12 protein-coding genes and 2 pseudogenes are annotated in these 14,012 nt (G+C 66.6%); 9 read left to right on the top strand and 5 right to left on the bottom strand.

Features of this window, described 5'->3' with window-relative positions:
- Positions 1-698: 698 nt before the first annotated feature.
- Positions 699-830 (top strand): annotated as a pseudogene (locus ACQP1O_RS18785) (taurine catabolism dioxygenase); the annotation flags it as partial.
- Between the two features lie 243 nt (positions 831-1,073).
- On the opposite strand, the gene ACQP1O_RS18780 reads toward ACQP1O_RS18785, so the two are convergent.
- The gene (locus ACQP1O_RS18780) at positions 1,074-1,541 is read right to left on the bottom strand and encodes a hypothetical protein (RefSeq protein WP_433568031.1); all 468 of its coding nucleotides are present in this window, start codon (positions 1,539-1,541) and stop codon (positions 1,074-1,076) included.
- 736 nt (positions 1,542-2,277) lie between these two features.
- The gene (locus ACQP1O_RS18775; RefSeq protein ID WP_433567044.1) at positions 2,278-3,135 is read right to left on the bottom strand and encodes a bile acid:sodium symporter family protein; all 858 of its coding nucleotides are present in this window, start codon (positions 3,133-3,135) and stop codon (positions 2,278-2,280) included.
- Between the two features lie 419 nt (positions 3,136-3,554).
- On the opposite strand from ACQP1O_RS18775, the gene ACQP1O_RS18770 reads away from it, so the two are divergent.
- Both ACQP1O_RS18770 and ACQP1O_RS18765 read left to right on the top strand, forming a co-directional pair.
- On the top strand, positions 3,555-3,809 hold the full coding sequence (locus tag ACQP1O_RS18770) for a FitA-like ribbon-helix-helix domain-containing protein (protein ID WP_433567043.1): 255 nt from the start codon (positions 3,555-3,557) through the stop codon (positions 3,807-3,809).
- Positions 3,806-4,222, top strand: a complete 417-nt coding sequence (locus ACQP1O_RS18765) for a type II toxin-antitoxin system VapC family toxin (protein ID WP_433567042.1) — start codon at positions 3,806-3,808, stop codon at positions 4,220-4,222. The genes ACQP1O_RS18770 and ACQP1O_RS18765 overlap by 4 nt, the downstream gene beginning before the upstream one ends.
- Before the next feature lie 347 nt (positions 4,223-4,569).
- Here the strand turns inward: ACQP1O_RS18765 and ACQP1O_RS18760 are convergent, their stop codons facing one another.
- The gene (locus ACQP1O_RS18760) at positions 4,570-5,190 is read right to left on the bottom strand and encodes a TetR/AcrR family transcriptional regulator (RefSeq protein WP_433567041.1); all 621 of its coding nucleotides are present in this window, start codon (positions 5,188-5,190) and stop codon (positions 4,570-4,572) included.
- An 87-nt stretch (positions 5,191-5,277) separates the two neighbouring features.
- Here ACQP1O_RS18760 and ACQP1O_RS18755 point away from each other — a divergent pair, with 87 nt between their 5' ends.
- The 4 genes from ACQP1O_RS18755 (at position 5,278) to ACQP1O_RS18740 (ending at position 8,865) form a co-directional block, all read left to right on the top strand.
- On the top strand, positions 5,278-6,204 hold the full coding sequence (locus tag ACQP1O_RS18755) for a TIGR03620 family F420-dependent LLM class oxidoreductase (protein WP_433567040.1): 927 nt from the start codon (positions 5,278-5,280) through the stop codon (positions 6,202-6,204).
- Between the two features lie 411 nt (positions 6,205-6,615).
- Positions 6,616-6,819 (top strand): hypothetical protein, encoded by a 204-nt coding sequence (locus tag ACQP1O_RS18750; protein WP_433567039.1) that lies wholly within the window; start codon positions 6,616-6,618, stop codon positions 6,817-6,819.
- Between the two features lie 245 nt (positions 6,820-7,064).
- The gene (locus ACQP1O_RS18745; protein WP_433567038.1) at positions 7,065-7,607 is read left to right on the top strand and encodes a DUF4262 domain-containing protein; all 543 of its coding nucleotides are present in this window, start codon (positions 7,065-7,067) and stop codon (positions 7,605-7,607) included.
- A 736-nt stretch (positions 7,608-8,343) separates the two neighbouring features.
- Positions 8,344-8,865: a hypothetical protein gene (locus ACQP1O_RS18740; RefSeq protein ID WP_433567037.1), complete on the top strand. Its 522-nt coding sequence runs from the start codon at positions 8,344-8,346 to the stop codon at positions 8,863-8,865.
- Between the two features lie 383 nt (positions 8,866-9,248).
- Here the strand turns inward: ACQP1O_RS18740 and ACQP1O_RS18735 are convergent.
- Together ACQP1O_RS18735 and ACQP1O_RS18730 are read right to left on the bottom strand one after the other, a co-directional pair.
- Positions 9,249-9,779: pseudogene (locus ACQP1O_RS18735) on the bottom strand (transposase); the annotation flags it as partial.
- 39 nt (positions 9,780-9,818) lie between these two features.
- Complete coding sequence (locus tag ACQP1O_RS18730; RefSeq protein ID WP_433567036.1) at positions 9,819-10,598, bottom strand: alpha/beta fold hydrolase; 780 nt, start codon at positions 10,596-10,598, stop codon at positions 9,819-9,821.
- A gap of 59 nt (positions 10,599-10,657) precedes the next feature.
- Between ACQP1O_RS18730 and ACQP1O_RS18725 the strand changes: the two genes are divergently transcribed.
- Both ACQP1O_RS18725 and ACQP1O_RS18720 read left to right on the top strand, forming a co-directional pair.
- Positions 10,658-12,424, top strand: a complete 1,767-nt coding sequence (locus ACQP1O_RS18725) for a GNAT family N-acetyltransferase (RefSeq protein ID WP_433567035.1) — start codon at positions 10,658-10,660, stop codon at positions 12,422-12,424.
- A gap of 198 nt (positions 12,425-12,622) precedes the next feature.
- Positions 12,623-13,993, top strand: a complete 1,371-nt coding sequence (locus ACQP1O_RS18720; RefSeq protein WP_433567034.1) for a hypothetical protein — start codon at positions 12,623-12,625, stop codon at positions 13,991-13,993.
- Positions 13,994-14,012 lie beyond the last annotated feature (19 nt).

Raw genomic sequence — 14,012 nt, 5'->3', positions numbered from 1 at the left:
CGATCCCAGGATCTGCAAGTCTGGAGGCGGCGCACCTGCCTGCCTGTATGAAGGTGCTGTCCACGGGAGGCCCGAGCGCATCGTCACCACGATCGGCTGGCAGTTGCCGTAGCCGACACCGCCGCCCACCGGATCGGTGATCCGCACGATGGTGTCGCGAATCGGATGCAGCCGCCGCGCATTCTCGTAGGTGGAGCAATCCTCGATCCGCTCGCCGTCGAGATGCAGTCCCGGACCACGCCATTCACCGTGATACCGGCCTTCGAACCGGTGATAGCCCAGCCCCGAGGAGGAACCCGGTGTCGGACACCACCTCGACCTCCGAGTGTGCGGACGGCGCCCTCCACATCGACGGTGTGGATAGGCCCGCCCAGCAGTCGCCAATCGTTCGGATCGAACCGCAGTTCCGGAGCCAGATCGCGCCGCCGCACGATCCGCTGGTGGTCCATGGTGCCAGCGTCGAAGTAGCGAGCCGCCCGAAGCCGCCGTTCGGCGATATCGGTGATTGGAATCCGGTCGCCACGACGGCGCCGAGCCGGGGCGCGGCCGGCAAATGGTCTCGGCCACCGAGATAGGCGGCAGGCGCGCGGCTATTTTGCCGCACCCTTGCGGGGTGATCCGGTCGGTCCGCCCCTCACGCCGCAATAGGTCCGACCGGGTCATGCCATGAGCAGAGGATTCGATTCCGAGAGTCGTACATGAGCGCAGTGACCGTCCACAAACTCCGTTTGCACATCGGAGCGCGCATCGACGGGGTGCGGTTGGGCGGCGATCTGGACCCGGCAGTGGTGGAGGCCGTCTACCAGGCGCTGCTGACACACAAAGTGATCCGACATGGCGCGGACCGCGCTGACCGAACCGGCCAGCGCGAACCCGACCGCATGTGGGGCGGTCGTTTCGGGGTACCCCGTATATGCCCGAGATCGGCAGGGCCCGAAGCGAACTCGCCGTCGCAGCCAGGCGCGGGCCATCGGGCCCCTCGGTGTAGTCCCGCAGCCACTCCCCCACGACCGCCACCGCCGCCCGCACCTGAGCCGGGGGCAGCGGCGGCCCGTTACCCGGCCAGCGAGCGCTCAGAGCCCGCTGAGGAACGGAACACCGTTGGCGGAACCGGTTCCCGAGGACGCTGCCGCGACGGCGCAGGTGGTCGGGCCGTAGGTGAAGTTCCAGCCGGGGCCGGATTCCGCGGCATAGAGCCGGTGGGCGCCCGCCGTCGTGGGAGTCCACTGCACGCTGGCGGAGGTGCCGACGCCATTGGCGACCACAACCGGAGAGCCGATCGCCACGCTCGTCCCGTCGGGACCGACGTCACTGAAGGCGATGGTGGTGTTCGGATTCAGTACTGCGGCGCTGACCGTATAGGTCGAATTCACCTGCAGAGTCGAGCTGGACACCGCGGGTTGGTTGGCCGGGTTCGACCCCGAGGCATAGGTGCAGCCCGAGGCCGGTTGGTCGGCGTCGGCCGTCGCCATCGTTCCGCCCACCGTCACCGTCGCGACCGCCACCGCGGCCGCGATTCCACACTTGACGACCGCGTGCATCGGCCGTCGTCCCTGTGATCCCACAGAGTCACCCACTATCTACCCCGATGTCCGGGGCGTCGAAATATCAAGCATTGCAACAGTATTGCCGCAGCAGGAAGCAACGTAGCCCGGAGGACCGACAAGTCAGCGCGGCGAGACCCATGGCGACGGGCGAGGTCGGCTGCGACGGGCGAGGCGAGGGGCCGGCGCCCCGCCGGCATTGAGAGCCAGGTGCAGCAGCGCGGGGGCGGTCACGCTGCCGGGGCGGCCTACAGCTTCAAACATGAACGACGAACGGAGCCGGTGCATTCGGCGTGCAGGGCTCGACCCGACCGACCCCGTGTTCCGGAGACTTGGTCGAAGAGGTGGTCCACCGCACGGTCCCCCACAGCACCGCTGCCTGGCATTGGCCGACTCTATCCGAGGAGCTTCTTTCCGAGCTCAGCTCTGCCGTAACGCGATTGGCCGAACGCGGCGGAGATCAGTGACCCTGGCCGGCGATAGCGGATGCTCATGGGCTGCAGTCGGTCTCGCAGTCGGGCGCCCCGTGCTGGCCGGTGCGGTCAACGCGACATGCGGCATTTCAGTGCTTCATCTGAAGGTCTCGCTACTTGAACCAGACGATCGGCCGCGCTGCGTACCGAACTCGACGCCGGGGACAAAGAGAGCACCGAACTCAAAACCACAGCGGCGCAGCAGAAATCGCCATTGAACTGCTCGATGGGCACCTCGACACCGTTGCCGAACAGCCCTCCTAGCCTGTGTCACCGCCGTCTGCGGCGGTGCGGGCCAGCCGCCGCGACAGCGGCAACAGAATCAGCAGGCTGACGATGGCCACCACGACCACCATGACTACCACCCTGGGATCGGTGAAGCTCTGGCCGCCGACCACCAGCGCTGCAGCGATGTTGCGCTGGGCCGTGCCCAAACCGAGCACCGGCCGAGTGCCAGCGGCGGGGCCACCCAGGACCCAGCCCAACCCATAGCCGATCGCGATGAACAGCAGTCCGGCCAAGATGGCGCGGGTTCCGAACACCGACAGCACGTTGTGGAAGTTGACCACCACCAACAGCACCATCACGGCCACCAGGCCGAGACTGGACAGCCGGTCGCACCAGGGCTTGACGGCCGCGGCAGCACGGGGCAGTTTGGCGTTGACCGCGAGTGCGATGCCCAGCGGGACGAGCATCAGCACGACCAGGGAGCGGGCGATCTGGCCGGGGTCGACCGAGACTCCCGGCAGCAGCAGAGGCAGCACCAGCGGTAGGTAGCCCACGGTGATGGCCATCAGCACGACCATCAACGCCACCGCGAACGCGAGATCTCCCTTGGCGATCTGGGCCAGCTTGGGCAGGAAGGGTGCACCGGCGGCGGCGCCGAGCAGCAGCAGACCCACGCCGAAGGGTTCGTCGAGGTGCAGGATCTTGGCCAGCAGCACCGCAGCGGCGGGCATCAGTACGAAATTGGCGAGGAGCGACATCGCCACCAAGCGCAGATTGCGTAGCGGGGCGGTGATCTCGCTGATCGTGAGCCCCAGACCCATCGCAACCATGCTCGACACCACGAAGATCAGGGTGGCGATCGGAACGGCGTGTTGCAGTACTGCCATCATGGCACTGACCTCGCTTCCGTCGGGCCGATCGGGTGCTATCCGCGCCCGGCGGGCGTTCTCGCAAACCCTCGAGGACGCCTTGACGATTGCGCGGCGGCAAGGGGATCCGGACGGCGGCAGTATCCGCACAGTACTCACCTCGCGGTGGCTGCTCGTGTTTGTCGGCCGGGGGCGACAGTGGGTGTCGTGACAGTGGGTGTAGACCTCACCCATATGCCAACTCAGGCAACAACTTCCACCAAACATGTAGATGGGGTGGCACCGCGCAGCGGTGCCACCCCATCACAGACTTCGATACAGAAATTAGTGCCCATATGACCGGCCGCCTATAAGCGTCCTCGTAGGGATCAGAAACGGTAAGTGATATCAGTCGGCCAGAGTTGATAGCATTGATAGCGATCGAGAGGAGAGGATATCGGGTGAAGAACGTGACGATCCGAAATCTGAGCGACGAAGTACACCGAGCCATTCGCCAGCGCGCGGCCGCCCACGGCCGCAGCACCGAGGCCGAGATACGCGCCATCCTCACCGAGGCCGTGCAACCGGCCGAGCGGATCAAGCTCGGTTCGATGCTGGCCGACATCGGCCGCGACATCGAGCTGACCGACGAGGAGCACGCTGCCCTCACCGCCCGTGACCGCAGCCCGGCCGAGCCCCTGGAGTTCGACCAGTGATCATCCTGGACACGAACGTCATCAGCGAACCGCTGCGCAAGGCCCCCGACCCTCGTGTAGTCGAATGGATCGACGCCCAGAACATCGAGACTCTGTACCTGGCAGCCGTCAGCGTCGGCGAGCTGCGCCATGGCGTCGCCGCGATGCCCGACGGTCGCCGTCGCGATGTGCTCGCCGAGCAGCTCGAGGACCGCATATTGCCGCTGTTCGTCGGGCGCGTGCTCGCCTACGACCTCGAGGCCACCGCGAAATACGCGCGCCTCATGTCCGGCGCCCGCGCTGCCGGTCTGGCCATCGGCACCGCCGACGGCATGATTGCCGCCACGGCGGCCGCCGCAGGCTTCACCGTCGCCACCCGCGACACCGCGCCGTTCGAGGCCGCCGGAGTGCCCATTATCGATCCGTGGCAATGACATTGGGCAACAAGGATTTTCGAGTCACCGACAACTCACGCACGGCGGACTGTCGACTCGCCCCAATACTGTGGCCGGCCGTCGGGAGTCGATGGTTCGAGTTGCGCTCGCCGGCGGCGCGGATGCCGGCCTGCCGGGCCCGCGCCCACATACTCTGCACCACACCAGACCCAGCATGTGGACACGGTGACCGAGCAGGAGCTGCGGACGACCCTCGAGACGAGATTCCACTGTTGCTCCACCTTCAGGCTCATCAGCGACCCTGACCGACGGAGTCGTCGACTGCCGGACGGATGTCACCGTGGCGATCGATGGGAGTGAACAGCGCACCGCTGTCTCCCAACGCATCAGGTCCTCCGTCGGTGAGCATGGCCTGCGGGCACCGGAACCGAATCCTCGCCGGACCCGGTCCCGTCGATCGCAATCGTCCCGGGGACGGTGGTGAGGCCCGTCAGGGCGAGGTCGAGGAGCCGGTCGGGTTGGCCCGGATCGGAGGCGTGTCCGGCCGCCAGCCCGATTCCTGCGATCAGGTGGATGAGGTCGTCGATGGAGACATCGGCGCGGACGGCGCCGTCGCGTTGGGCCCGCTCCACGAGTTCGACGGCCGTCTCGCGGATGATGGTGTGGCAGTCGATCTGCGAGTGGGCCGCGCTGGTGAGTATCGCCGCTCCGAGACCCCGGTCGGACTTGGCGTGAACCAGCAGGGCACGCAGCCATTCCACAAGCGCGGCAACGGAATCCGTCGCCGATGACAGTTCTTCCCCGCGTCGAGCGAGAGCGGTGATGCGTTCCTTCAGCACGGCGGCTTGCAGATCCTGGCGGGTCGGGAAGTGGCGGTACAGCGTGCCGGGGCCGACCTCGGCGCGACGGGCGATCTCGTTGAGCGACGCATCGGGACCCGACTCCGCGAATACCGCACTCGCGGCGGCGATTACGCGGTCGTAGTTGCGTTGCGCGTGTGATCTCATTCCGCCTCTGGCATTCCGGAGAAGTTCTCCGTATCGTACCTCACAGAAAACCGGAGAGGTTCTCCGATTTGATGGTGGGAGCAACACATGACACAGCGAGACGTGGGCACTGTCGGCCTCTGGACGTGGGCCTTCGACGGGCAACCGGCCAATTTGGTGCGGGAGGCGGCCGCGGAGATCGAGGAACTCGGTTTCGGGGCTCTGTGGTTCGGCGAAGGGTTCGGTCGAGATTCCATCGGCCAGGCATGGCTGCTGCTGTCGGCCACCGAACGCATCGTCGTCGCCGCGGGCATCGCCAATGCCGCGCTGCGTGATCCGATCACGATGGCCACCGCCGAACGCGCCCTCGGGGAGGCATTTCCGGGTCGCTATGTGCTCGGGCTCGGCGGCCATCGAGTGGGCGGACGGGCGGTCGAGGCGGGCGGTTACACAATCCCCGCAGGCGGTAAACCCCTAGCTCTGATGCGAGGTTATCTCGATGCGATGGACGCGGTACCACAGCACGGCCCCGTCCCCGATCCGGCGCCACGCCGGGTGCTCGCGGCGCTGGGGCCGAAGATGCTCGCTCTCGCGGGAGAGCGGACCTGGGGAGCGCACCCCTACTTCGCTCCCGTCGCGCACACCGAGCGGGCACGAGAGATATTGGGGCCGAAGCCATTCCTCGGTGTGGAGCAGCCGGTGGTGTTCGACACCGATCGCGCTCGCGCCCGCGAAACGGCCCGCGCCTATGTCGGCGCGTACGTCTCGCAGGCTCCGCACCAGACAGCGAACGTACGCCGGCTCGGTTTCGATGACGGCGACATCGCGGGCCCCAGCGATCGGCTGGTGGACGCGATCGTCGCCTACGGCGGCCTCGAGGCGATTCGGCAACGGGTGGACCGTCACCTCGCCGCCGGGGCCGATCACGTCTGCCTGCAGGTTGTCGGCGCCGACCCAGCCGCCCTCCCGCTACCTGCGTGGCGCGAACTCGCGACGATGGTGCCGAGCATCCGAAACCCGCGCCTCACCGCATGATTCCGGGCTTCCGGACTGGTGAGCTCGCCTGTTCAACTGTCGAGTTGTCGAAGGAATCCAGCCGCTGGGTGGCCGGGCTGCCTGTGCGAGCCTGTACATGCGAGAGCCGGCCAGATACCGCTGGACGGCTCTCGTCTCAGGGGTGGCTACGCCACGCTCGTCACGTCCACCTGTGCGGCAGATCGTTTTCCGAACACGGAGGTTCTGGGGACATCGGCGTGGCGGCAGTCCAGGTCGGGACGCAGATCCCTACGATGGCCTGCGGTCACCCCCGGTTCCGGTGACCAACTGGAGAATCCCCGCACCCGCCCGGTCCCGGAGTCCGGGCGGGTCCAGGAATCCGGTAGCTCCCGGAGTCGAGCAACCGACCGGAACAGGTCGACCGCACCCGAGAATGGCAGCATCGCGATCGTGAGCTCCACCAGCAGCACCTCAGGTATCGAGACGCGGGAACGCAGTTTCCATCTCCCGGACCACCCGGGAGTCCGAGTACTTCTCTGCACCATGCAAGCCGACTCGCCGAGAATGTCGAATGTCGGCGCTGCCCTGGCTAATTCGAATTGCGCGGGCTACAGCAAGCTCCGCGACTTCTTCGACCCGTTGTCCATGACCTGATCCGCTCGGACAGCTCAAACGCCGATCAGGTCGACTCTCTGGAACCGGCATGACCGTGCACTGGCGACGTCCGATCGGCGGGCTCAGATGACCCCTGCCCGTTGATCTTCCACGCACCCGCGCTGGCCGGTTCGGTCAGCGCGGTATGCGGCATGAGGGTGCTTTCGGGCTCGTGCCGAACACTTCGATGATTGTCCGTTTTGTGCAGTAAGGTCTCCGCCGTGGGTAGCTCGGATTGTTGTTGTGTGATCTGTCATGACTACGGCGACCGCGCCGAAACGCACTCCGCTGATCAACGTTTGGTCGAGAACGTCGGTACGCGTGGCTGGGGTGTGATCGCGATTCCCGAGAGCGACGTGTCGGGCAGTTGGGCGTTCACAGTGGGCCTGTGGCATAGCTACCGGGTGCCCGAGGTGGCCATGTTCGGGATATCGCCGGAGAGGTCCATGGCCATGCTCAACCTCGTCGGTGATCAGGTCGCCGCAGGTGCGCGACTCGAGGTCGACCAGCGGCTCGATGATGTGTTGACCGGTGACTACCAGGTCGCGCTGCGACCGATCGCCGATTCATGGCGTAGGGCGTTCTTCGGCACGGCAATTCGGTACTACCGCGGTGTCGAATGGCCCGTCCTGCAGTGCGTGTGGCCGGACCGGTTTCACCGATACCCGGGCGATGTCGGATGCCATCCCAAGTTCGACGAACTGCAGCCGCAGCTATGGCGGGCAGCAGATGAGCATCCGCACGGCCCCTGGACGGCCTATCGCGACGAGTGGCTGACGTGGAACTGAAGGACAGCCCAGGCATTCGGTCCCGCAGGTCCGGCACCCAAGATCTTTCCAAGAACGCGGAAATCGGCAATAGCGGATGTTCTGCACCACACCAGGTTTCGGCCACCGGCGCCCCGCGCTGGCCGGTTCGGTCAGCGCGGTATGCGGCAATAGCGTGCGTTCGCTAGGACGCCGCTCTTCAGGAAGCCAGGGGCTCGGCTGGCGTGTGTTCGGTTCCACCGCACCAGATTCTGCGTATCGTTCGGGTCGCCTGGATATCGGGAATGGGCCTACATCCGCGAATACGACTTCGAGCAGGCACGCCGGGCCGCGCTGGTCGACTTCCTCAACCAAGACAACCACGACCGCCCACACGCCGGAATCGACCACCAGTCCCCGATCAACCGCGTCCCGCTACGCACCTACCGGCTCACCGACACCGGGATCGTCCCTGTCAGCCGACCGCTCGGGCCTCAACAACTTGTTCTCGAGATCGACATCGTGGAACCAACCTCGTGATGCATCGTGCGGTGGTGCCGGCGGGGGGCGGCGGCCACCGTGTGATCGAAGACGGCCAGTTCCTTGCGCAGTCCGGCCACCTGCTGATGCCGGTTGCCGCCCTCCCCGATGTCGGCCCCGATAATTGGGGGCCCGGCTATTTGAAGTATTAACGTTTCAGTTGATGTGGTCGGTGGATACGCTGCCCCGGACGGCGGTGACCAAACCCCGGGGAATCAGGCAAGGAGATCGACCACCGATGAACGTGAAAGCGCTGTCCCGCAAGGGGTTGAGCACTCTCGCCATGGCGTCCGCCGCTGCGGCCGGACTCTCAGTGGGAGCAGCCCCGGCCTCGGCCGACATCGTCTCCGCTCAGGCGCATTGCTACGTCAGTGACGTCGGAGGGTGCTGGGGGGCATATATCACCGTGCAGGCGACGACCTCGACTCCGGTGACGATAGTGGCCAACGGAGTCACGCTGGGAGGCAGTCCATTTGCACTGAAACCGTGTTGCAACGGTGTCAACGGCGCCAATTACGGTGTCACCGTCCAACTCAACCTGGTAGACGGCGACCAGCACATCGTCGTCTCACAGAAGAACGCCGATGGCACGACCAGCCAGCAGTCAACCGACTACAGGTACAACGGCACCACCGGAAGCTCATCGACCGGACTTCTCCCCCCGAACTCCAGCGGAAGTTCCGCCATCACGAATCCGATCGAAGCGATCCTGAACGGGTTCCAGACCGGCAGCACCGGCGGCCACGTCGTGTCCCAGTGATTCGGCGTCAGGTCACGATACCTTCGCCGAGGAAGCGACGAACGTCCTCACCCCTATCCAATTCCCGGTCCTGCGGGCCCCGAGGGACCGGGGGTCCCGGACTCGCCGAAAATCCAACGTCGATCCGGAATCGTCCCTGTCAGCCGACCGCTCGGGCCTGAACAGCTCGTTCTCGAGATCGATATCGTGGAACCAACGTCGTGATACACCACGGCTAATCGGAGCGAGCCACTCGTAGCTGACGCTGAAACGGCGGGATACTCACTCGGCATCATCACCGCATAGGCGAGCCAGTTCCCGCTCCTCGGCAGTTGCGGACGTTCCGCCGGCCTCGGATCGGAACGGCCAATTGATCTTCCGATGCCCCTCGCTGGCCGGTTTCCGGTGCTGGTCAGTGCCGGGGCCGCGTCGCTGCCGGCCTGCTGTTTGACCGTGATCACCGCCCGCAACTCGTCGAGGCTGACATCGGAGACGTAGCGGCGCGTGACCTGCCACTCGTCGTGCTGCTCGATCACCACCGCGGTCGCCAGCCGCAGGAACGACGCCGGGTTCGGGAAGATCTCCACGACATCAGCACGGCGTTTGATCTCCTTGTTCAACCGCTCGATCGGGTTGTTCGACCAGATCTTGGTCCAATGAGCGTGCGGGAACGGCGTGAACGCCAGCACGTCGGGCTTGGCGTCGCGCATCATCGACGCGGCTTTCGGAAACGACCCCGCCAGGGTGTCGGTCACCTGATCCCATTGCGCGGCAACATCATCGGGCTCGGTGTGCACGAACACCGTCTTGATCGCGGCCATCACCGCCGGCACGTGCTTCGACCCGACCGCGCCCTGCAGATTCCGCATGAAATGCACCCGGCATCGCTGCCAGGCAGCACCGGTGAACTGCTGCGCGACAGCGGCTTTCAATCCGGGCGGTTGGCTCCAGAACGAATCGCTAGGGCGTCGTGCTTACCCGTGTCGTGCCACGTCCTCGCACAGGATGCTCGGCCAGCGAGCGAGATCGGCCGGTGTGTGCGCCACCTGCAGTGTGGCCTTCGGCAGCAGGTCCACGAGCGCCTCGGCGGTCGACACCGGATGGTCGGGGTCGCCTGTCCAGGCCAACACCGTGGTCGGCACCTCGATCGCGGCGATCGCCTCGGGGGCGGGCAGGTCGCTCATCGCTGCCCCGCGGAACAGTGAGGGCAGTAGGTGCTCGGCGACATCCGGCACGGTTTCCGGCGTTCCGACGGTGGCCGGCGGGCGAGGCGCGGTGAGATCGGCACCGAGGAAGGCCTCGAGTCCCTGCTCCTCGATCAAGCGGGCATTCTTCCTGTAGATGTCGGCCTTCGCGGCGCGGGTTCGCCAAGCGGTCGCGGGCACCAGCAGGGTGAGGCCGGCGAATCGGCCAGGATCGCGGACAGCGGCGTGCAGCAGTGTCCCGGTGCCCATCGAAGGACCGACACCGTGCACCTGTTCACCGGGGAACCAGTGGTCGAGCAGGTTCAGCAGGTCATCGGCCAGAACCGGCCACCGATAGTCCTCGGGGACGGTACGACCCGTCGAGTGGCCGTGGCCGCGCGCGTCGTACCGCAGCAATCGGGTTCGGCTGAGTCCGCGGCCGAGATCGAGGTCCATCAGACGGTCGCGGTGGCGGCTGGAGGTGAGGCCGTGGAGTTGGACGACGGGGTGGCCGCCCTCGTCGCTCAGTTCCACGTCGAGGTCGGCGCCGGGAACGCGGAAGGTCGGCACGGTGGCTCCAGGGTGCTGGTGAGACGGCGATCGCTCGGGAAGGAGCCTAGGATACCGTCATGCGGCTGACCAACGTCGCGCACCTGCGCCTGCCGTTCGGCCGCCTGCTGGGCTTCGACGTCACCGTGGGGCGGGTGGGCCGGTCACTTCCCGTGTCCTTCGACCAGCGACGCCACGTCGGCGCCGGCGACCGAGCGGGATCCTGGATGGCGTTGTCCTTCAGGCTCTCCGCGCCGGTACCGCCCGATGAGCTCGCGACCGCCTGGCTGGCGGTGATCGAGCGGCACGGCACGCTGCGGTCGGTCTTCGTGCCGGGCGAGGACGGCGAGCCTCAGCTGCACGAGGTCGATATCCTCCCCGGTGGCTGGGTCGAGCATGTGATCGCTCCGGGGCAGGCAGTCAACGATGCGCTCCGCGCCGTGCTCGACCGTGCTTGTTCACCGTACGGTCGTCCGTCGCACCGGCTATGCGTGCTCGAGACCGCGGTAGGGCCGACCGTGGTGGTCGCCGCCGACCACTCGCACGTCGACATGTGGTCGATGCTGGTGATCGCGCGTGACCTGCTCGCCGCGCTGGCCGCGGTACAGCAGGGTCGTTCACCGTCGTTGCCGCCCGTACCCGCCTTCGCGGAGCACACCCGCGCGCTGCGGGACCGCCCGCCGGCGCCCGCCGAGGTGCACCGCCGCTGGGCAGAGGTGCTGGCGGGCAGCGGCGATGTGATGCCACGGTTCCCGCTGTCGCTGGGTGAGGCGACGTTGCAGCAGGAGCGCGTGGAGGTGCGCGATGTGCTCGACGTCGACGACAGCGCCGCGTTCTCGGCGCAGGCCCGCGACGACGGCGTCTCGACCTTGGCGCTGGTGGTGGGGGCGATGACCGAGGTGACCCGTGAGTTGGCCGGCACCGCACTGCGGGCGGTGTTTCCGGTGCACAGTCGGTATGACACCACCTGGCACGACTCGGTGGGGTGGTTCATCACCAACTCGGTGCTCGAGTCGGCCGACTCCGATCCCCGTGCCAGTGCGGAGGCGGTGAAGGAGGCCGTCCGGATGGGGTCCTGGCCACTGGAGGACATCCTGCGTCCGTGGGGCGGGATGCCCGAGGCGCCGGGGATGTTCGCGATTTCGTGGCTGGACCTGCGTCGGCTGCCGGTGCGAGTCGACGCGACCGGATTGGAGGCCCAATACGTCGGCGCGACGATTCGGACCGACGGCGTGATGCTCTGGTTCGTCCTCGACGAGGCGGGGCTGCACCTGCGCTGCCGGTACCCGGACACTCCCGAGGCCCGGCGGCACGTTGGCGCCTGGCTGGACACGCTGATCGCCCGGCTGCAGTCCCGGGCACGGGCTTCGGTCGGTGGTCGGCTCCGACTCGGCGACCGGATCTATCGTGTGCAGCGGGCGGGGCGTGCCGACGTGCCGGCGCTGGTCGCGCTGCTCTCCGATGACGAGATCGGTCGTACCCGCGAAGGTTCCGAAATTGCCCGCTACGACGAGGCGTACGACGCCATCACCAGTGATCCCTCGCACTATCTGGCCGTGGTCCGGGACGAGGGCGACAGGATCGTCGGCACCATGCAGCTCACCATCATTCCGGGGCTGTCCCGCGGCGGCGCCACCCGCCTCCAGATCGAGGGAGTTCGGGTCGCTTCCTCGGAACGCTCTCGCGGCATCGGAACCGCGATGCTCGAGTGGGCGCACGACCATGGCAGGCACCGAGGTGCGACACTCGCGCAGGTCACCACAGACCGGGTCCGCAAGCGGGCTCACGCCTTTTATGCGCGGCTCGGGTACGACAACAGTCACGTCGGGCTGAAGCGGGCGCTCTGACGGATTCCCGCCGCCCGCTCAGCGGCGCGAGAGGGCCGCCAATAGCGGATGTCCTGCACCGCACCAGGTTCCGGGCGTCGGCGCCCCGCGCCGTCCGGTTCAGTCAGCGCGGTATGCAGCAGAAGCGGACGTTCGTCATCGATCCGGTGGTCGGCTTCACGGCGTCAACCGGACGCAGCCCGCCAGAGGTGACCATCCGTGACGGCCGCGACGAATGCCGATCAGGTCGACATCGCCTGCCGCATCGGCCTTCTCAGGGGCGGCCGGCTCAGCCTGGCGACGCCGAGGATTGAATCGCCCGAGCACCGTGCCACTGTACGACGGCACGCCAGCTTGCCCGACCCCGCACAGTGCAGGCCGTCAACCTGCGCAGGACTCCAGACCTGCAGCCGGCATCACCGTAGCCACAATCGTCTGACCGGATCGCTCGCTCAGCGGCATAGGGTGCGTTACTCGGACTGCTGGCGTCAGGCGTTGTCGGCCCGGCTGGGATTTCGAGTCTGGCGGGGTCGCTCCAGACTCGTTGTGGAACCAGCTAACTGGACGGATGTATGTCCAATCGTTACGATCTGCGGCATGCTGGGGGTGGGGGCGAATCATCGGGTTCGCGAGCTATTGTCGGGTGTTTGTGCGATCGCTGCGGTCGGGGTCGTGTCGACAGCCCCGGCAGCGCAAGCGAATACCGATGTTGCTTCGTGTGCGGACGGGTGGCAGGTCGATACGCTCGCCTCGAATCTGGGTGATCTCGAGAACCTCGAACCGGACGGGAATGGCGGCTTCTTCGTATCCGGGATCGTGAACGGTGTTATCTACCACGTTGATTCCAGCAACCGGGTGACCACGTTACTGACCGACCTGGACCATCCCGCCGGACTGCGCCTGGTCGGTAACGACCTGTATTTCTTGACCGGCAACAGCACCTCGCTCACCGGGACCGGCACCCTGCAACGCTACAACGTGGCCGCCGGCACGGTGACCACAGCGCTGACAGGGCTTGTGCAGCCCGACGGCCTGCTACTACTCCCCGATGGTGATCTGCTGATCGCCCATCTGTCGGTTCCGGTGCCGGTGGGGATCAGCAGGTATCGGCCGTCCACCGGCGAATTCACCCCACACTGGTCGAATACGCCCTACCCCAACGGGATTGCGCTGAGTCCCGACCGCGACGCGATCTACACCCAGAACGAGTTCACCTCGCAGGTGTTGCGAATCCCCTTGGACGCGCCTACGACCTCGACTGTCGTCGCTACCGTCCATGACGGGATCATCCCGTTCCTCGACGACATGGAGGCCACCCGGTCCGGTCAGCTGTATATCACCGGGGACTATTCGGGCAGTGTCTATCACATCGACCCCAATACTGGTGCTACGTGCACGATCGCCACCGGGATGCAGACCTCGAGCCCCATACCGCCCAATGGCCCGACATCTGTGCGTATTGCCCCCGACGGCGACGGCTGGGCCCTGTACGTGGTCGGTGTCGACGGCAACCTGCGGCGCCTGCGGCCGCCCGCCGGTGTCGATGTCACCCCCGTCTTCGCCGACACCGACGTGGATCTGTCGCAATAGCTACCCGGCGGACCGATTC

The sequence above is a fragment of the Nocardia sp. CA-151230 genome, from assembly GCF_050942175.1.
GTDB lineage: Bacteria > Actinomycetota > Actinomycetes > Mycobacteriales > Mycobacteriaceae > Nocardia.
This window is presented reverse-complemented; position numbering and strand designations above follow the sequence as displayed.

Coding starts and splice junctions, on each gene's coding strand:
- ACQP1O_RS18760 (WP_433567041.1), bottom strand. CDS start 5,190: ATGAGATCACACGCGCAACGCAACTACGACCGCGTAATCGCCGCCGCG.
- ACQP1O_RS18780 (WP_433568031.1), bottom strand. CDS start 1,541: ATGCACGCGGTCGTCAAGTGTGGAATCGCGGCCGCGGTGGCGGTCGCG.
- ACQP1O_RS18740 (WP_433567037.1), top strand. CDS start 8,344: ATGAACGTGAAAGCGCTGTCCCGCAAGGGGTTGAGCACTCTCGCCATG.
- ACQP1O_RS18755 (WP_433567040.1), top strand. CDS start 5,278: ATGACACAGCGAGACGTGGGCACTGTCGGCCTCTGGACGTGGGCCTTC.
- ACQP1O_RS18725 (WP_433567035.1), top strand. CDS start 10,658: ATGCGGCTGACCAACGTCGCGCACCTGCGCCTGCCGTTCGGCCGCCTG.
- ACQP1O_RS18775 (WP_433567044.1), bottom strand. CDS start 3,135: ATGATGGCAGTACTGCAACACGCCGTTCCGATCGCCACCCTGATCTTC.